Source organism: Methylobacterium sp. Leaf465 (genome assembly GCF_001424705.1).
GTDB lineage: Bacteria > Pseudomonadota > Alphaproteobacteria > Rhizobiales > Beijerinckiaceae > Methylobacterium.
Genome location: NZ_LMRA01000012.1, coordinates 1 through 17,630 on the forward strand (window position 1 = coordinate 1; position 17,630 = coordinate 17,630).

Below are 17,630 nucleotides of genomic sequence, written 5' to 3' on the forward strand. Positions count from 1 at the left end.
AGGCCCTGCGCATCGCCACCCTCACGGTGGCCGACACGTCGGGCGAGCAGGAGCCGCCGAGGCTCATAACCTGAAGGTCACAGGTTCAAATCCTGTCCCCGCAACCAAACTCAACAAAAAGCCCGCCCCGGTGAAATCCAGGGCGGGCTTTCGACGTTCACGCCTGCCCCAGGCCCAGGAAGGTGCGGGCCTCCGCCGGCGTGGCAACCCGACGGCCGTGCCGCCGTACGGTCTCCGCCGCCAGGGCGACGAGTTCGGCATTTCCGCTGGCGAGGCGCTCCCGGGTGATCCGGATGTTGTCCTCGAGGCCGGTCCGCACGGCATGCGCCCCGCGGGCGAGCGCCCAATCCATCACCTTCGCCTGATGCCGCCCGATCCCGGCCGCCGTCCAGGTCGCCCGGGGCAGGATGCGGCGCATCTCGCCGAGCATGAGGTCGAGGAGGTGCGGGTCCGCCGGCATGGCGTTTTTCACGCCCATGACGAACTGGACGTGCGGGCGATCATCGATCAGCCCGGCCTCCACGAGACGCAGGGCGCCGTGAAGATGCGACAGGTCGAAGATCTCGATCTCGGGACGCACGCCGAACCGCTTCATCTGACCCGCGAGGTCCGTCACGAGGTTCGCGTGGTTCTCGTAGACGATGGTCGGAAAGTTCACCGACCCCGTGGAGAGGGAGGCCATGTCGGGACGATGCGACAGGGACAGGCCCCGGCTCGCCGGGTCGCGCCCCCGCCCGCCCGTGGAGAACTGGACCACTATGCCCGGGCAGGCCCGGCGCAAGCCCTCCTGGACGGCGGCAAAGCGGTCGGGATCCGAGGACGGCGTCTCGTCGTCGTTGCGCACATGGATATGCGCGAGGGTGGCCCCGGCGGCGTAGGCGGCCTGTGTCGAGGCGATCTGCTCCGCCACCGTGACCGGCAGCGCCGGGTTGTCGGATTTGCGGGGCACCGAGCCGGTGATCGCGACGGCGATGACGACGGGCTCGTTCATGAAACGTCCTCCTGTGCGGATGCGGCGATGGGCGCCCCTCCCCGCCCGGCATGGCCCGCGCGGGCGGAGACCGCAAGCGCGCCGCGCCGGGCGCGACAGGACCCTTTCCGGGCCCGTCCACCCGCCTTAAGACTGGCGTCCATGCACGACACGATCCTGATCCTGAACGGCCCGAACCTCAACCTGCTCGGCCAGCGCGAACCCCACATCTACGGGCACGAGACGCTGGCGGATGTGGAAGCCCGGTGTCGAACCCTGGCCGCCGGCTTCGGCCTCGCGGTCGCCTGTCACCAGAGCAATGCCGAGCACCAGCTCATCGACTGGATCCAGGCCTACCGGGTGGGCTCGGCCGGGATCGTGATCAATCCGGGTGCCTACACGCACACCTCGATCGCGATCCTCGATGCCCTGAACGCCTGCGAGGTGCCGATCATCGAGTGCCACATCTCGAACGTGCATCGGCGCGAGGCCTTCCGCCAGCACTCCTACGTCTCGCTCGCCGCGACCGCCGTGATGGCGGGCTTCGGCACCCATGGCTACGAACTCGCCGTCCGGCACATCGCCCACCTGCGCGGTGCCTCCTAGACCTCAGGCGGCCCGGGTCCGCAGCCGGGCCAGGCTGTTCCAGGCCGGTGCCAGGAGGAAGCTCGTCACCGGAATCAGGGCCGCGCCGACCACGAGACCGACGAGGCCGGAGCCCGCCGCGGTGACGAGCCACTCGACCGTCCCGCCGAGGAGACCGGCGACGCCCGCCGCCCCGGCCGCCACGGCGTGGATGGCGTGGCCGATCTGGGGCAGGCCGTAGCCCTCGAGGCCGTGTACCAGGATGCCGCCGCCGACCCAGATCATCGCGGCGGTGCCGACGATGGCCAGGATCTTGAGAAAGCCCGGCATGCCCTTGACCAGGGCGCGGCCGAGGCCGCGCACGAGGCTGCCGAAGGCCGAGGGCGACCCATTAGCGGCCATCGCGACCCCGGCATCGTCCGCCTTCACGATCAGGGCGACGCCGCCATAGACCGCGACCGTGATCCCCACCGCCACCACGGCGAGGACCGCCGCGCGCATCCAGATCGAGCCTTCGGGCAGGGCCGCAAGGGTGATGGCCATGATCTCGGCCGAGAGGATGAAGTCCGTCTTGATCGCACTGGAGACCTTCCGATCCTCCAGGGCCTGGGCATCGCCGGCCGCTTCGTCGCGCTTCGCCGCGTGGGCATGGGCCTTGTGCGGGAACAGCGCCTCGTAGACCTTCTCGGTGCCCTCGTAGCAGAGATAGGCCCCCCCGAGCATCAGCAGGGGCGTGATCGCCCAGGGCGCGAAGGCGCCGAGCGCCAGGGCGGCGGGCAGCAGGAACAGCAGCTTGTTGCGCAGGGAGCCCAGCGCGATGCGGCCGACGATGGGCAGTTCGCGCTCGGCGGCGAAGCCCACCACGTAGCGGGGCGTCACGGCGGCATCGTCGATGACGACGCCGGCCGCCTTCACGCCGGCGCGGCCCGCCTGGGCGGCGACATCGTCGAGGGAGGCCGCCGCCACCTTGGCGAGACCCGCGACGTCATCGAGAAGCGCGATCAGTCCGATGCTCACGGGAACCCCTGCCTGGCCGGCCACGGTCCCCGCGCCGGTTGGCGCGGCGAGCTTGGCCTTTACAGGAGACGAACGAGGCGGCGATTTGATCCCGGAGCCGCGCCGATGACCGTCGGGACCTGGCGTCCCGCGCGATCAACGACGCGGGGTCGACCCTAGACGACGCGGGGTCGACCCTAGAACGGAATGTCGTCGTCGAGGTCGAAGTTCGGCTTCGAGCCGCCGCCACCGCCACCCGAGGCGGGCCGGCGCTCGCCGCCGCCCGAGGGGCGACCGCCGCCGTAATCCCCGCCGCGGTCGCCGCCGCGTCCGCCACCGCCGCCGCCGCCGCCGAAATCGCCGCCACGGCTGATCTGACCGCCGCTTTCCTCGTCCATGCCCATCTCACCGCCGCCACTGCGGCCGTCGAGAAGGGTCAGCTCGCCCCGGAAGCGCTGGAGCACCACCTCGGTGGTGTACTTCTCGACGCCGGACTGGTCCGCCCATTTGCGGGTCTGGAGCTGACCCTCGATGTAGACCTTCGAGCCCTTGCGTAGGTACTGCTCCGCCACGCGGGCGAGGTTCTCGTTGTAGATCACCACCGAGTGCCACTCGGTCTTCTCCTTGCGTTCGCCCGACATCTTGTCCTTCCAGGACTCTGATGTGGCGATGCGCAGGTTGACCACGGGATCACCGGAGGCGAGGCGCCGTGTCTCGGGGTCGCGCCCGAGATTGCCCACCAGGATCACCTTGTTCACGCTGCCGGCCATGCCGCTCTCTCCTACCGATCGATCTCACTGCGCGCTGCGGCCCCGAACGACCGGGTCGCCGCCCTGTCATGGGCCTCTCGGGCCCCGGCGGCAATCGCGGTCGGCGGGATGTCCCCGTGACTCTCAGGGAGTCTGCCGACCCGAATGTTCTATCTTTGTTCCATTCCTGAGGCAAGGCGTCCCGAGGGAAGCGCCCTGCCCTCCGCTCAGCGGATCCGGACGATGAGCTTGCCGAAATTGCGGCCCTGGAGCAGGCCCGCGAAGGCTTCCGGGGCCTTCTCCAAACCGTCGACGATGTCCTCGCGATGGACCACGAGGCCGTCGCGCAGCCAGCCCCCGACCTCCTGCAGGAACGCGGATTCCTGGGCGGCGAAGTCCCAGACGATGAAGCCCTGGAGGTGCAGGCGCTTCGACAGGATCGCACGCATCAGCACCGGCACCCGGTCGGGGCCGGGCGGCAGCTCGGTGGCGTTGTAGCCGGAGACGAGGCCGCAGACCGGGATGCGGGCGAAGTTGTTCAGGAGCGGCAGCACCGCGTCGAACACAGCGCCGCCGACATTCTCGAAATAGACGTCGATGCCGTCGGGGCAGGCGGCGGCCAGCGCGTCGGGGAAGTTCTCGGCGCGGTGGTCGATGGCCGCGTCGAAGCCGAGGGTGTCGCGCAGGAAGGCGCATTTCTCGGGGCCGCCCGCGATGCCCACCGCCCGCGCGCCCCTGCGCTTGGCGATCTGCCCGACGAGGGAGCCCACCGGCCCGGTGGCCGCGGCCACCACCACGGTTTCGCCGGCCTTGGGCTTGCCGATGTTGAGGAGCCCCGTATAGGCCGTCATGCCGGGCATGCCGAGGATGCCCAGGGCGGTGGTGACGGGGGCGGCGTCCGGATCGAGGCGACGCAGGCCGCGGCCGTCGGAGACGGCGAAGTCCTGCCAGCCGCCGAAGCCCACCACCGTTTCGCCGACGCGGTAATCGGGATGCTGGGACTCGACCACCTCCGCCACGGTGGCGCCCACCATGGTGTCGCCGATCGCCACCGGCTCGGCGTAGGATTTCGCCGCGCTCATGCGTCCGCGCATGTAGGGGTCGAGGGAAAGCCAGCGGTTGGCGAGCAGCACTTCGCCCGCCTTCGCCACCGGCATCCGCGCCTCCTCGAGCCGGAAATGCGAGGCGTTCGGCTCACCGTGCGGACGGGCGGCGAGGACGATGCGGCGATTCACGTGGGTCATGGGGCGGCTCCAGGGTTTTCGCGATGGGGTTCGCGAGAGGCGACGGGCGCGCCGTGGACGCGCCCGTCGGGAGATCTCCCGACAGATGGGACGGCGGCAGCCGATGACAATTCCGTGCAGGTCGGGCGACGGGTCCGGCGGCCCCTCCGCGCGTTGTCCCGGAACGGCGACGGGCACGGGAGACATCGGGATGGCGCGCGGATGGCGAACGATCGGGGCGATGCTGCTCGGCGTCACGGCGGCCCAGGCGGCGGAGAACCCGCTGGCGCGCGAGCGCTGGAGGTCCCGGGTTCTGGTGATCTCCGCGCCCGAGCCCGGCGATCCCCGGGTCACGGCCCAGCGCGCCGCGCTCGAGACAGCCCGAGCCGGCATGACGGAGCGCAATCTCGTGATCCGCGAGGCGTTCGGCGACACGAGCGAGGCACGGCGCCTGCGGGCGGTCCTCGGGCTCCCCGCGGACGGGTTTCGCGTGGTGCTGGTGGGCAAGGACGGCGAGGCCAAGCGGACCGCGACGGCGCCGATCCCGGCGGACGCGCTGTTCGAGACCATCGACGCGATGCCGATGCGCCGGGAGGAGAGGCGTCGCTGAGGCGCGGACCAGCGGCCAACGAAAAGGGGCCGCACGCGGCGGCCCCTCGAAAAACGCCGATCAGGCGATCCGATCAGTAGCAGCGCTCGACCAGCACCCGGCGGTAGCCGTAGGGGGTCCAGCGCACGCGCGGGACCGTGTAGCAGCCGCCGCCGTAGCCGTAATCGTAGGCGCCGTAGCCCACCGGGGCGTAGCCGTAGCCGTAGCCGTAGCCCGGGCCGTAGCCTCCGTAGAGACCTCCCGCCGCCAGGCCGAGGCCGACGCCGAGACCCAGGCCGCCGAGCCCGTAGCCGTAGCCGCGCCCGTAGCCGCGCCCGTAATATCCGCCGCGGTAGCCACCGAAGCCACCGCGATAGCCGCCGAAGCCGCCGCGATAGCCGAAGCCGGCATGGCGGAAGCCGCCGCCGCCGAAGCCACCCCGGAATCCACCGCCACCGAAGCCGCCCCGGAAGCCGCCGCCTCCGAATCCGCCGCCGTGGAAGCCGCCACCGTGGAAACCGCCGCCACCGAAGCCGCCGCGCGCTTCCGCGGTGGCGGGAATCATCGCGAGCGCGCCGATCATGGCCGCCGAGGCCAGAACAACTCGTTTCATCACATCGTCTCCGAAAGAAGCCGAAACGTCCCCTTGGACGCACAAACGCGGTGGCACCCGGAAGGGTTCATGCGCGTTTCGACTCTCCCGTCATCGTGAAGCGCGCCGAGCCCTGCCTGGCCCCGGTGGTCGCCCCGGACATCGGGCCGCCCTTGAAATCGCCCGGGGTTTCGGGCGAGGAAGCGGGGCCGGCCGCCACGATCCTCCGGCGGGCGCGGTCGAGGGGGATGCGGGTGACCATGGTGCAGGATGTCGTGCGGGCTCGCGTTCGGATACGCCGTTTCCCGGTCCCCGCCCTTCTGCGCGCCGCCCTCCTGAGCGCCGCCTGCCTCGCCCTCGGCAGTCCGGCCAGGGCCGCGCCGGCGGCCGCCCCTGCCCCGGCGCCCTGCCGGGCCGTCCAGGCGGAGGGCGAGGCCTACACCGTCTGCACGGTCGACCTGCGCCGCGAGCGGGTGCGGCTGTTCTGGCTCGGGGCCGATGGCCTGCCCTATTCCTCGCTCTCGACCCTGGCGGAGAAGCAGGGGGCGTCCCTGCGCTTTGCCATGAATGCCGGCATGTACGACAAGGGCCAGGCCCCGGTCGGGCTCTACATCGAGGACGGGCGCGAGCTGAAGGGCGTTTCCACCGCCAACGGGCCGGGCAACTTTCACCTGAAGCCGAACGGCATCTTCTGGGTGAAGGGCGAGCGTGCCGGCGTGATGGAGACGGGCCGCTACCTGCGCAGCGCCCCGAAGCCGGATTTCGCCACGCAGTCGGGGCCGATGCTCGTCGTGGACGGGCATATCCACCCCAAGATCTCCGCGGACGGCCCGAGCCAGAAGATCCGCAACGGGGTCGGGGTCCGCGACGACGGCCGCACCGCCGTGTTCGCGATCTCGGAGCGGCCGGTGAGCTTCGGCGCCTTCGCGCGCCTGTACAAGGACACCCTCGGCTGCCGCAACGCGCTCTTCCTCGACGGCAGCGTGTCGAGCCTCTACGCCCCGTCGATGAACCGCTCGGACCTCAGCCGCCCCCTCGGCCCGATGGTCGGGGCGGTGGCGCGCTGACGGCGCGGCCGCTCAGGCATCGTCCTCGCGGCCGAAGACCTCGCCCTCCTCCGCCAGCCGCGCATCGGCCTCGTCGCTGCGGAGGATCTGCAGGGCGCGGTACTGCTGGAGCAGGCCGCGCAGGCGGATGTTGGCCTCGGTGCAGTCGGCGGGCTCCGGGCTGTCCGCCCCGCAGCCCGCGATGGTCTCGGCCGTCTGCCGGTCCACGGCGGCGCGGTCGGCCGCGCTCAGGGCTTCGAGGTCGCCGAGGCCGAGTTCCAGCGCGATCAGCTCGGCGATCTCGCGCCGCTTCTCCTCGATCTCGGACATGTTCCCTCCGGGTCCGGTGCCGCCCCGTCTACAGAACGGTCAGCGCCGCCAGGTCGATCCAGGCTTGCCTCTCGTCGCCGTCGACGTCGCCGTCGACGAACCAGCGGCAGAGCGCCCGGTCCCCTTCCAGGGCCACCACCGTCATGGTGGCCTCGTTGTCCTCGGATGCGACGTAGTCGCCGACCTTGATCGCCACGGACTGCCTCTTCGCCTCGCTGCTGCTGAACCTTACGCGGGCTGGCCTGGGTCTCAGGCGCGCTTCGCGCAAGCCCGGGTCTCAGGCGCGTTTCGCGCGCTTGCCGAACGCCACGGACAGGCGGGCGCGTACGCCCTCCGGGATCTCCGTGCGGGACTCGATGCGGACGGACGGCATCTCGGCCCCGATGGTGCTGCGCGGGTCGAAAGCGAACTGCAGGTGGCGCAGGCCGAGTTCGAGCCGGGTGACGCCGTCCGACTGGGTCAGGTCCTCGCCGAAGACCTCGATCAGCGGCCCGTCGGGATCGCCCTTCTCGATTTGAATGATGAAGTAGCCCGCCGGCTCCTCCTCGTCGTCGGCCCCCGAGATCAGGGTGATGCCGTTCTCGATGTCGAGGCGGACTCGTTCCACCGCGAAGGTCGTGACGTCGTCGTCGTCCATGCTGCGTGATCTCTCGGGAAACGCCCGCTTCGGCGGGGTGACTGAAGGAAAGCGGTCGGGGCCTTTGAGGTTTCGCGGGGGCCCGCTCAGCGCTGTCCGTGCTGGGTATCGGTGAAGAGGTCCTTGAACTGGCGCGGCTGCGAACGCCAGTACTGCCGCGGCGCGCGCACCTGCGCGCCGAGTTCGGCCGCCGCGTGCCAGGGCCAGCGCGGGTTGTAGAGCAGGGCGCGCGCCAGGGAGACCGCGTCGGCCCGGCCCTCGGCCAGGATCGATTCCGCGTGGGCGGCCTCGGTGATGAGCCCAACCGCGATGGTGGTGAGGCCGGTCTCGGTCTTGATCCGCTCGGCGAACGGAACCTGGTAGCCGGCCGAGAGCGGGATCTTCTGCTGCGTGGAGAGGCCCCCGGTGGAGACGTGGATCGCGGCCGCACCCCGGCGCTTCAAGGCGTGGGCGAGTTCCACCGTCTCCTCCAGGGTCCAGCCCTCCTCGACCCAGTCGGTGGCCGAGACCCGCATCCAGACCGGCTTTCCCGCCGGCACGGCCTCGCGCACCGCCTCGAAGCATTCGAGCGGGAACCGCATCCGGTTCGCGAGGCTGCCGCCATACTGGTCGGTGCGCTGGTTGGAGAGCGGCGACAGGAACTGGTGCAGCAGGTAGCCGTGCGCGCCGTGAAGCTCGAAGCCGTCGATGCCCAGGCGCAGGGCCCGGCGCGCGGTGGCGACGAAGCCGTCGCGGATGCGCTTCAGCCCTTCCGAATCGAGGGCGTGCGGCGCCACCTCGCCTTCCCCGTGCGCCAGGGCCGAGGGGGCTTCCGTGCGCCAGCCATCCGGTGCCTCGGGGTCGATCTGCGCGCCGCCGTCCCAGGGGGCGCGGCTGGAGGCCTTGCGGCCCGCATGGTTGATCTGGATGGCGATCGGCACCGGCGCGTAGCCTCGCACCGCGTCGAGGACGCGGCCCAGCGCCCGCTCGGTCTCGTCGGAATAGAGCCCGAGGTCGGTGGGCGAGATCCGGGCCTCCGGCGAGATCGCGGTCGCCTCCAGGGTGAGGAGCCCCGCCCCTGACATCGCCATCTGAGCGAGATGCATCAGGTGCCAGTCGCCGGCCTGGCCCGCATGGGCTGAGTACTGGCACATCGGCGCGACGATGATTCGGTTCTCGAGGGTGAGGTTGTCGAGGCGCAGGGGCTCGAACAGGCGGGCGGTCATGCGGGGCTCCGGCTTGGCTGCATCCCCGCATAGGTGGCGCGCCGGCGCGCGCTTGGCTACCCGCCCGCCCGACTACCCGGCCCCGATCCCCCGGTCCTTCAGGCTGGCGCCGATCTCGTCGAGCACGCCGGCATCGTCGATGGTCGGCGGGGTGGTCCAGGGCTCCCCGTCGGCGATGCGCTTCATGGTCCCGCGCAGGATCTTGCCCGAGCGGGTCTTGGGCAGCCGCTGCACGGTGAGCGCCAGCTTGAAGGCCGCGACGGGGCCGATCTGCGCGCGGACCAGGGCCACGAGCTCGCCCTCGATCGCCTGGGTCGGGCGCGCGACGCCCGATTTCAGCACGACGAAGCCGCAGGGCTGCTCGCCCTTGAGGGCGTCGCGGATGCCGATCACGGCGCATTCGGCCACGTCCGGGTGGCTCGCCAGTACCGCCTCCATGCCGCCGGTGGAGAGCCGGTGCCCGGCGACGTTGATGATGTCGTCGGTGCGGCCGAGCACCGTGACGTAGCCGTCGGCATCGACGACGCCGGCATCCGAGGTGTCGTACCAGCCCGGATACGTGGCGAGGTAGCTCGACCGGAAGCGCTCCTCCGAGCCCCAGAGGGTCGGCAGGCAGCCCGGCGGCAGGGGCAGCCGCAGGACGATGGTGCCCATCGTGCCCGCGGGCACCGGCTTGCCGGCCTCGTCCAGCACCGCGAGGTCGTAGCCCGGCATCGGCACGCCGGCGCTGCCGTGCTTGACCGGCAGCCGGCCAAGGCCGACGGGATTGCCCGCGATGGCCCAGCCGGTCTCGGTCTGCCACCAGTGGTCGATCACCGGGCGGCCGAGGGCCCGCTCGGCCCAGGCCACGGAATCGGGGTCGGCCCGCTCGCCGGCTAGGAACAGGGAGCGGAAGCCCGAGAGGTCGTAGGCGCCCACCCGCTCGGCGCGCGGGTCCTCCTTCTTGATGGCGCGGAGCGCCGTCGGGGCCGTGAACAGGCAAGCGGCGCCGGACTCCGAAACCACCCGCCAGAGGGCTCCGGCATCGGGCGTGCCCACCGGCTTGCCCTCGTACAGCACCGTGGTGCAGCCGTGCAGGAGGGGCGCGTAGACGATGTAGGAATGGCCCACCACCCAGCCGATGTCAGAGGCGCAGAAGTAGGTCTCGCCCGGCGCCACGGCGTAGAGGTTGGGCATCGACCAGGCCAGCGCCACGCAGTACCCGCCGGTGTCCCGCACCACGCCCTTGGGTTTTCCCGTCGTGCCGGAGGTGTAGAGGATGTAGAGCGGGTCGGTGGCCGCCACGTCCACGCAGGCCGCCCGCCGACCGTCGGTCTCCGCCCGTGCCACCGTATCGGCCCAGTCGTGGTCGCGCCCCGGCACGAGGTCGGCCGCCGCCTGCGGGCGCTGCAGGATCAGGCAGGCCGCCGGCTTGTGCGCCGAGGCGGCCAGGGCGGCGTCGAGGAGCGGCTTGTAGGCGACGACGCGGCTCGGCTCGATGCCGCAGGAGGCGGCCAGCACCACCTTCGGTGCGGCGTCCTCGATGCGGATCGCCAGTTCGTTGGCGGCGAAGCCGCCGAAGACCACGGAATGGACGGCGCCGAGGCGGGCGCAGGCGAGCATGCCGAACAGGGCCTCGGGCACCATCGGCATGTAGATCACGACGCGGTCGCCCCGGCCGACCCCGAGGTCGCGGAGCACCCCGGCGAGCACGGTCACCGCATCGCGCAGGTCCGCGTAGGTGATTCGGCGCTGGGTGCCGGTGACGGGCGAATCGTACAGGATCGCGGCCTGGTCGCCACGCCCGGCCGTGACGTGCCGGTCCACGGCGTTGTGGCAGGCGTTCAGGGTCGCGTCGGGAAACCAGCCGCCATAGGCGCCGAGCGTCGCGTCGAAGGCCCGGGTCGGCGGGCTCGCCCAGTCGATCGCCCGGGCCGCCTCGAGCCAGAAGGCCTCGGGGTCGGCCAGCGAGGCGGCGTGGGTCTCGGCATAGCGGCCGGGCCGCGGATTCGGGGCGTGGGGCGTGGCGTCCATGGCGTGTCCTCGCGGAACCGGTCGTGCTGCCGGTTTCTCGGCACTCTACCGGAATTTACGCCGCCGGACTGCTGCGCCATCCTGCCGAACGGATCGAGGCGCAGGCTTTTGCTTCCGCGCTTCGCGAGACGAAGCCGGCGGACTTGAAAACCGCCGCCCCGGGGACCGGCGGCGCGAAGACACCGGACACGAAAACCGCCGCCCTGGGGACCAGCGGCGCGAAGCCGGCGGACACGAAAACCGCCGCCCTGGGGACCAGCGGCGCGAAGCCGGCGGACACGAAAACCGCCGCCCTGGGGACCAGCGGCGCGAAGACACCGGACACGAAAACCGCCGCCCTGGGGACCAGCGGCGGCGGCGAACGCTCGAGAGATGAGGCGGTGGGGGTGAGACGGCCGCTAATGCAGCTGGTCGGTTTCGCTTCGCAGGCGGTTCATCTCGTCCTTGAGGTGGAGCTTGCGTCTCTTGAGCTCTGCGATGCGCAGGTCGTTCGCCGAGGGTCGGATGGTGGCGTCGTGGATCTCCCGCTCGAGGGCTTCGTGCTTGCGGGCGAGCTGGGTCAGGTGCGTCTGCAGTGACATGAGCTGTGTCTCCTGTCTCGTTTCGACGGGGCCAGACTGGCATATGATCAGCCGGCTGTCGAAGCCTATCGACGGCTCGGCTTGACGGATGTTTGTGCAGGCGGATGGTTGTGCAGGAGGCGCGGCGGGTTCTTGCCCAGGCCGAGCGGCTGTCGCATGGTCTGCGGCGAAAGCGTCCCGGGGCATCAGGTGCGATGGCGGTCCAGTTCGATAACGATGCGTCGGTGGAACCTGCCGACGAGTTGGCGCGGCTGAAGCAGGAACACCGCGACCTCGACGGCGCGATCGATGCCCTCGAGGTCGGGGTGGTGGCCGACCAGCTGCAGATCCAGCGCCTGAAGAAGCGCAAGCTCTTCCTGCGCGACCGGATCTCGTATCTCGAGGACCAGATCACCCCCGACATCATCGCCTGACCGGGCCCCCGGCGGGCGGGTGTCCGGGCGGGTGCCGCCTTGCGGGCACGCCACCGCTTTTGTATTCGGCGTTCCCAAGGGCCGCGTCGCGTCGCACGGCCCGTCTTACCACCTGATCGCGAAGGGATCTGACGACCATGGCGGGAGCCTCCCCGGTCGCGATCATCATGGGCAGCCAGTCGGACTGGGCGACCATGCGGCATGCCGCCGAGACGCTGGATGCGCTCGGCGTCCCCCATGACGACCGAATCGTCTCGGCCCATCGCACGCCCGACCGCCTCGTCGCCTTCGCCAAGGGCGCCAAGGCCGAAGGATTCCAGGTGGTGATCGCGGGCGCCGGCGGCGCGGCCCACCTGCCGGGCATGACCGCGGCGATGACGCCCCTCCCCGTCCTCGGCGTGCCGGTGGAATCGAAGGCCTTGTCGGGACAGGACAGCCTGCTCTCCATCGTGCAGATGCCCGCCGGCATCCCGGTGGGCACCCTGGCGATCGGCCGGGCGGGCGCCGTCAACGCGGCGCTGCTCGCCGCCGCCATCCTCGCCCTCACCGATGCGGGCCTCGCCGCGCGTCTCGAAGCCTGGCGCGCCGCGCAGACCGCGAGCGTCGCCGAGACCCCGCAGAGCGACCAGCCGTAAACTCCCATCTGCCGTGAACCGGAACCTGCCTTGAAAAGCGAATCGCCGTGACCGCCCTCCCCGACATCCGCCCCGGCGCGACCCTCGGCATCGTGGGCGGCGGCCAGCTCGGCCGCATGATCGCCCTCGCGGCGGCCGGTTACGGCCTGCGGGTCCACGTCTTCGCGCCCGATGCCGACAGCCCGGCCTTCGACGTCTCGGCCGAGGCCACCATCGCGGCCTACGACGACGTCGCGGCCCTGGCGCGCTTCGCAGCGAGCGTCGACGTGGTCACCTACGAGTTCGAGAACATCCCGGCGCAGGCCGCCGAGGCCCTGGCCGCGAAGGCGCCGTTGCACCCGAACGCCGCAGCACTCGCCACGACCCAGGACCGGCTGACCGAGAAGCGCTTCATCAACGACCTCGGCATCGAGACCGCGCCGTTCCAGGCCGTCGACACGGTCGAGGACCTGACCCGGGCGCTCGAAGAGATCGGCCGCCCGGCGGTGCTGAAGACCCGCCGCTTCGGCTATGACGGCAAGGGCCAGCGCATGATCCGGGCCGAGGGGCCGGTCGACGCCGCCGCCATCCTGGCCGAGTTCAACGGCGCGCCCTGCATCCTGGAAGGCTTCGTGCCGTTCGAGGCGGAGGTGTCGGTGGTGGCCGCCCGCGGCGCCGACGGGGCCTTCGCGGCCTACGACCCCTGCGCCAACGAGCACCGCGACCACATCCTCGCCGTCACCCGCGTGCCCGCCCCCGGCATCGCGCCGCAGACCGAGGCCGCCGCCATCGGCATCGCCCGCCGCATCGCCGAGGCGCTGGACTATGTCGGCGTGCTCGCCGTCGAGATGTTCCTGGTGCCCCAGGCGGACGGCCCGGCCCGGGTCGTGGTCAACGAGATCGCCCCGCGGGTCCACAATTCCGGCCACTGGACCATCGAAGGCGCGACTACCTCACAGTTCGCCCAGCACGTCCGGGCGGTCTGCGGCTGGCCGCTCGGCGATTCGGCCCGGGTCGGCGGCATGGCGGTGGAGATGCACAACCTGATCGGCGGCGACGTGGACGACTGGGCCGCGATCCTCGCCCGGCCGGGGAGCCAGCTCCACCTCTACGGCAAGGGCGAGGCCCGGCCGGGCCGCAAGATGGGCCACGTCACCCAGTTGCTGCCGAAACCCTGAGACGCCGCCCGAACCGCGGCCCGATTGCGACACCCACCCGGCAACCGACGGTCCCGCCGGCCGTTTGGAGCCGTTTTGTGCAGGCGCGCGCGGCAAGCCATACCTTCGCCACATCCGACCGCTTGAGCGGAACCCGTCGCCGACCTTAAGCGCGCATTCACCGCGATGCGGGAGGGTGCGGGCGCAACCGGCCCCGTCCATGCGGGGCTCGGCACGGGACGCAATCGAATCGGGGGCGGCGTCGCGCGCGACGCCGGGGGGAGCGAGGACCATGACGGTTTTGAAGCTGCGGGCATCGAAGGCGGGGCTGATCGGGGCCACGGCGCTCGCGGCGGCCGCGCTGGCCGGTTGCGAGACCTATGGCGGCGGCGCCACCGCGACGCGCCAGTTCGCCGTGCTCGAATCCGACCAGACGGGCGCCACCACGGTCAACATCACCTCGCTCACCGACGTGATCCAGCGCAATCCCAACGACGCGGCGGCCTACGTCACCCGCGGCGCGGCCTATGCCCGAGCCGGCCAGTTCAACGACGCCATCGGGGACTTCACCAAGGCGGTGCAGATCGACCCGAATTCGGCCTCGGCCTACAACAACCGCGCGCTCGCCAACCGCCAGATCGGCCGCAACGACGCCGCGCTGCAGGACTTCTCGAAGTCGATCTCGGCCGATCCGAACTACGCCCCGGCCTATATCGGCCGCGCCAACGTGCTGCGCGCCCAGGGCGACCTCGAGGGCGCCACCGCCGACCTCAACCAGGCGATCCGCCTCGCGCCGGAATCGGCCGAGGCCTACCACGCGCGCGGCCTCGTCCGGCAGAAGCAGGGGCAGAACACCCAGGCCATCGCGGATTTCGACGCCGCCATCGACCGCAATCCCTTCGTGGCGGCGCCCTATGCGGCGCGCGGCCAGAGCCTGATCGCCACCAACCAGTACGACAAGGCGATCGAGGACTACAACGCGGCGCTCAACGTCAACAACAAGGACGCCACCTCCTGGGCCTATCGCGGCCTCGCCTACGAGAAGTCCAACCGCAGGAAGGAGGCGGTGGAGAGCTACCAGCGCGCCGCGCAGATCGAGCCCGGCAACCCGGTGGCCAAGCAGGGTCTCGGCCGCGTCCAGGGCGGCGTCGGCTCGCTGTTCAACTGACGGACCCCGCGCGGGGGTTCGTCCGCGCCTCCGCAGGCTTCGCGACCCCGCCGGCCGCTCAGTCCGGCGGCGATCCGTCCCGCAGCGCGCGCAGGTGCGTCTCCAGCCCGGCCGCCAGGGCGTCGTAGTCGCGCAGGTGCACGCCGTCCGGCGGCACCGCCCGGGTGGTCAGGCCCGGTGGACCGTCGCGCAGGTCCGCGAAGGGGTCGAAGACCCGGCAGCCCTGCCGCGCGCACAGATCACGCAGGAGCGCCGTGTAGCCGGCCACCGCCGCCGGATCGCGCTCCGCCCCGGCCTCCGGGCCGATCGGCGGCACGGCCGCCACCAGCACCCGATCCGCATTCGCCGCCAGCCACGTCACGATGCGGCCCGTCGCCGCCGCGAACCCGCCCGCCATGCGCGCCGACAGGGGGTCGGCCCGCCGCAGGATGTCGTTCGTGCCGACGAACAGCACCGCGACTCCGGCCCGGACGGGGAAGGCCAGTCCGTCGATCGCGCCGGCATAGCGGCGGGCCGAGGTGCCGCCGATCCCGCCATTCACCACGTCCGGCCGCCGCACCATGGCGGCTCCGAGAAGCTCGGCCTGCGAGTTGCCCGCCAGGAACACGAAGCCCGGCCGCGCCGCCGCCAGCGCCGCCCGGATCGCTGGCAGACGCGCGGCGAGGTGGGCCTCGGCGATCTGGCGATCGTGCCGAACCGCGTCCGGCGGCGCGAGGATCCCGCCGGCCCCCAGCCCCACGGTTCCGAGCGCCGCCGCTCCGACGCCCCCGGCGAGCAGGCCGCGCCGGGTCCACGGCCCGGATCGCGGGCGGTCGTCGTCGGAGCCGCTCATCCGTTCCCCCGATGCCGGCCCCGGCGCCCGGGGCGTCCGGCATCAGCCCCGAAAGCCGGCCGTCGGGCAAGCCCGCTCAGGCGGCCTGGACGGTGGCGAGGAAGCCCGAGACCTCGGCGCTCAGCTGTTCGGACTGGCGCGCGAGTTCGGAGGCGGCGGCCAGGACCTGGGACGAGGCCGCCCCGGTCTCGCCGGCGGCCTGGGTCACGCTGCCGATGCTGACGGTCACCGACTGCGTGCCCTGGGCGGCCTGGGTCACGTTGCGGACGATCTCCTGGGTGGCCGCTCCCTGCTCCTCCATGGCCGCCGCGACGCCGACCGCGATGCTGCGCAGCTCGGCGATGGTCGCGCCGATGGTCCGGATCGACGTGACCGCCTGGCGGGTCTCGCTCTGGATCGTGGTGATCTGGTCCGAGATGGTCGCCGTGGCGCGCGCGGTCTGGGAGGCCAGCTCCTTGACCTCGCCCGCGACCACCGCGAACCCCCGGCCCGCCTCGCCGGCGCGGGCCGCCTCGATGGTGGCGTTGAGCGCCAGCAGGTTGGTCTGGGCCGCGATCCCCGAGATCAGGCCCACCACCGTGCCGATCCGCTCGGCCCCCTCGGCGAGGCCGAGGATGATCGTGTCCGTGGCCGCCGCGTTCTCGGAGGCCCGCTCGGCCATCGCCGCCGAGCGGGCGACCTGGGCGGCGATCTCGCCGATGGAGGCGGCCATCTCCTCGCTCGCGGCCGCCACGGTCTGGACATTGGCCGAGGTCTGCTCGGCGGCCGAGGCGACGCTCAGGGATTGCCCGGCCGTCTGGTCGGCGGTGCGGCTCATCGCCCGCGCCGTGGCCTCCATCTCGGTGGCGGCGGAGGACAGGCCGTAGGTCAGGCGTGCGACCTGCGCCTGGAACCCCCGCGTGGCGGTATCCAAGATCTCGGCCCGGCGCATCTTCGCGGCGCTCTCGATCGCGGCGGCGGCGTCGGCGTCGCGCTTGGCGATCATGGCGTCCTTGAAGACCTGGACGGCCCGGGCCATCGCGCCGATCTCGTCCCGGCGGTGCGCGCCCGCCACCTCGGTCGTGACGTCGCCGCCGGCGAGCTTGGCCATGGTGCCGGTCATGCCGCCGAGCGGGCGCACGACCAGGGCCAGCACGGTGTAGAGCCCGAAGCCGATGGCGGCGGCGGCCAGGGCGACCAGGGCCAGGAGCGCCAGGCGCGACCAGCCCGAATGGGTCTCGGCCCGGTCGAACTCGGCCTGCGCCTCCCGGACCTGCAGGGCGGTGAGCTGGCTCAGGACGACGTTGGCCTCCTCCATGCCCTTCACCAGAGCCGCGTGGGTCGCGTCGAAGTCGGGGGTGCCGCCGGCGGCGAGGCGACGGAGGATGTCGGCCGCGACCGCGGCGTTGTGGTCGATGCGCCGCTGCATCTCGGCGGCGATCTCCTTCTCCTCCGGGGTCAGGTAGGTCGCCAGGTAGGCCGACCACTGGGTCTGGATGTTGCCCAGATCCGCCTCGATCTTCGCGGTCGCCCGGCCGGCTTCCCCTTGCCGGTTCCGAAGCGCGCGCGACGTCGCCAGCAGGTCGTCGTAGGCATCACGGATCAGGCTGAACTGCCGCAGCGGGACGATGCGGTCACCGAAGACGGAATTGAAGCTCCGATGGTTTTCCGACAGGGCGAAGGTGCCGATCCCCGTGGAGAGGAGCAGGAGAAAGCCCATCACGCCGAGCAGCGTGACCAGGCGGCCTTTGATGGTGGTGCGCATGCGAAGATCTGCCGGATGGGAGAGTCGGGTGTCCGATCTCCCTTGGGTTCGGCGGGAGGCTCGGGATTCCTGCACCAAGCTTCTCCGGCGAAGTGGTGAAAGGTCGCTTTATTTCCAATCCGAATGCTTTGGCGTGTCCGTAAAAATCTTCGTGAAGCTCTTGCGAGACAACCACAGCATTTTCAG

At 71.6% G+C, this 17,630-nt stretch carries 21 protein-coding genes; 7 read left to right on the forward strand and 14 right to left on the reverse strand.

Going from position 1 to position 17,630, the window contains the following annotated elements; all coding sequences use genetic code 11:
* Positions 1-157 precede the first annotated feature (157 nt).
* The gene (locus ASG51_RS08610; protein WP_056380268.1) at positions 158-991 is read right to left on the reverse strand and encodes a 3-keto-5-aminohexanoate cleavage protein; all 834 of its coding nucleotides are present in this window, start codon (positions 989-991) and stop codon (positions 158-160) included.
* 141 nt (positions 992-1,132) lie between these two features.
* Between ASG51_RS08610 and aroQ the strand changes: the two genes are divergently transcribed.
* Positions 1,133-1,576: a type II 3-dehydroquinate dehydratase gene (gene aroQ, locus ASG51_RS08615; protein ID WP_056350260.1), complete on the forward strand. Its 444-nt coding sequence runs from the start codon at positions 1,133-1,135 to the stop codon at positions 1,574-1,576.
* Positions 1,577-1,579: 3 nt separating this feature from the next.
* On the opposite strand, the gene ASG51_RS08620 is transcribed toward aroQ, so the two are convergent.
* The 3 genes from ASG51_RS08620 to ASG51_RS08630 form a co-directional block, all read right to left on the reverse strand.
* Positions 1,580-2,572: a DUF808 domain-containing protein gene (locus ASG51_RS08620; protein ID WP_056380270.1), complete on the reverse strand. Its 993-nt coding sequence runs from the start codon at positions 2,570-2,572 to the stop codon at positions 1,580-1,582.
* A 176-nt stretch (positions 2,573-2,748) separates the two neighbouring features.
* Positions 2,749-3,321 carry a single-stranded DNA-binding protein gene (gene ssb / locus ASG51_RS08625; RefSeq protein ID WP_056380272.1) on the reverse strand — a complete coding sequence of 191 codons (573 nt, stop codon included), beginning with the start codon at positions 3,319-3,321 and terminating at the stop codon, positions 2,749-2,751.
* 206 nt (positions 3,322-3,527) lie between these two features.
* Positions 3,528-4,544, reverse strand: a complete 1,017-nt coding sequence (locus ASG51_RS08630; RefSeq protein ID WP_056380274.1) for an NADP-dependent oxidoreductase — start codon at positions 4,542-4,544, stop codon at positions 3,528-3,530.
* Between the two features lie 190 nt (positions 4,545-4,734).
* Here ASG51_RS08630 and ASG51_RS08635 point away from each other — a divergent pair, with 190 nt between their 5' ends.
* The gene (locus ASG51_RS08635) at positions 4,735-5,133 is read left to right on the forward strand and encodes a DUF4174 domain-containing protein (RefSeq protein WP_056380276.1); all 399 of its coding nucleotides are present in this window, start codon (positions 4,735-4,737) and stop codon (positions 5,131-5,133) included.
* 73 nt (positions 5,134-5,206) lie between these two features.
* Here the strand turns inward: ASG51_RS08635 and ASG51_RS08640 are convergent, their stop codons facing one another.
* On the reverse strand, positions 5,207-5,725 hold the full coding sequence (locus tag ASG51_RS08640) for a hypothetical protein (RefSeq protein WP_056221735.1): 519 nt from the start codon (positions 5,723-5,725) through the stop codon (positions 5,207-5,209).
* Between the two features lie 239 nt (positions 5,726-5,964).
* On the opposite strand from ASG51_RS08640, the gene ASG51_RS08645 reads away from it, so the two are divergent.
* Positions 5,965-6,771, forward strand: coding sequence for a phosphodiester glycosidase family protein (locus ASG51_RS08645; protein WP_056380801.1), 807 nt, complete (start codon positions 5,965-5,967; stop codon positions 6,769-6,771).
* Positions 6,772-6,783: 12 nt separating this feature from the next.
* Here the strand turns inward: ASG51_RS08645 and ASG51_RS08650 are convergent, their stop codons facing one another.
* From ASG51_RS08650 to ASG51_RS08670, 7 genes are all read right to left on the reverse strand, one after another.
* The gene (locus ASG51_RS08650; protein ID WP_056221728.1) at positions 6,784-7,080 is read right to left on the reverse strand and encodes a hypothetical protein; all 297 of its coding nucleotides are present in this window, start codon (positions 7,078-7,080) and stop codon (positions 6,784-6,786) included.
* A gap of 28 nt (positions 7,081-7,108) precedes the next feature.
* Positions 7,109-7,276, reverse strand: a complete 168-nt coding sequence (locus ASG51_RS24590; RefSeq protein WP_200917522.1) for a hypothetical protein — start codon at positions 7,274-7,276, stop codon at positions 7,109-7,111.
* 81 nt (positions 7,277-7,357) lie between these two features.
* A complete protein-coding gene (locus tag ASG51_RS08655; RefSeq protein WP_056221724.1) occupies positions 7,358-7,717 on the reverse strand; it encodes a hypothetical protein in 360 nt (119 codons plus the stop codon).
* An 86-nt stretch (positions 7,718-7,803) separates the two neighbouring features.
* Complete coding sequence (locus tag ASG51_RS08660; RefSeq protein WP_056380278.1) at positions 7,804-8,922, reverse strand: NADH:flavin oxidoreductase/NADH oxidase; 1,119 nt, start codon at positions 8,920-8,922, stop codon at positions 7,804-7,806.
* A 72-nt stretch (positions 8,923-8,994) separates the two neighbouring features.
* Entirely contained in the window at positions 8,995-10,935 is a 1,941-nt protein-coding gene (locus tag ASG51_RS08665) for a propionyl-CoA synthetase (RefSeq protein WP_056380281.1), read from the reverse strand.
* A 55-nt stretch (positions 10,936-10,990) separates the two neighbouring features.
* Positions 10,991-11,260, reverse strand: coding sequence for a hypothetical protein (locus ASG51_RS24010; protein ID WP_156389638.1), 270 nt, complete (start codon positions 11,258-11,260; stop codon positions 10,991-10,993).
* Between the two features lie 73 nt (positions 11,261-11,333).
* On the reverse strand, positions 11,334-11,516 hold the full coding sequence (locus tag ASG51_RS08670) for a DUF465 domain-containing protein (RefSeq protein ID WP_056221710.1): 183 nt from the start codon (positions 11,514-11,516) through the stop codon (positions 11,334-11,336).
* Positions 11,517-11,710: 194 nt separating this feature from the next.
* Here ASG51_RS08670 and ASG51_RS08675 point away from each other — a divergent pair, with 194 nt between their 5' ends.
* From ASG51_RS08675 to ASG51_RS08690, 4 genes are all read left to right on the forward strand, one after another.
* Complete coding sequence (locus ASG51_RS08675; RefSeq protein ID WP_056221707.1) at positions 11,711-11,929, forward strand: DUF465 domain-containing protein; 219 nt, start codon at positions 11,711-11,713, stop codon at positions 11,927-11,929.
* A gap of 137 nt (positions 11,930-12,066) precedes the next feature.
* On the forward strand, positions 12,067-12,564 hold the full coding sequence (purE, locus tag ASG51_RS08680) for a 5-(carboxyamino)imidazole ribonucleotide mutase (protein ID WP_056380282.1): 498 nt from the start codon (positions 12,067-12,069) through the stop codon (positions 12,562-12,564).
* A gap of 47 nt (positions 12,565-12,611) precedes the next feature.
* Positions 12,612-13,721 (forward strand): 5-(carboxyamino)imidazole ribonucleotide synthase, encoded by a 1,110-nt coding sequence (locus ASG51_RS08685; RefSeq protein ID WP_082513937.1) that lies wholly within the window; start codon positions 12,612-12,614, stop codon positions 13,719-13,721.
* Positions 13,722-13,992: 271 nt separating this feature from the next.
* Positions 13,993-14,868, forward strand: a complete 876-nt coding sequence (locus ASG51_RS08690; RefSeq protein ID WP_056221698.1) for a tetratricopeptide repeat protein — start codon at positions 13,993-13,995, stop codon at positions 14,866-14,868.
* Between the two features lie 58 nt (positions 14,869-14,926).
* Here the strand turns inward: ASG51_RS08690 and ASG51_RS08695 are convergent, their stop codons facing one another.
* Positions 14,927-15,700 (reverse strand): SGNH/GDSL hydrolase family protein, encoded by a 774-nt coding sequence (locus ASG51_RS08695; RefSeq protein ID WP_056380284.1) that lies wholly within the window; start codon positions 15,698-15,700, stop codon positions 14,927-14,929.
* Positions 15,701-15,776: 76 nt separating this feature from the next.
* The gene (locus ASG51_RS08700; protein WP_056380286.1) at positions 15,777-17,444 is read right to left on the reverse strand and encodes a methyl-accepting chemotaxis protein; all 1,668 of its coding nucleotides are present in this window, start codon (positions 17,442-17,444) and stop codon (positions 15,777-15,779) included.
* Positions 17,445-17,630: the final 186 nt, after the last annotated feature.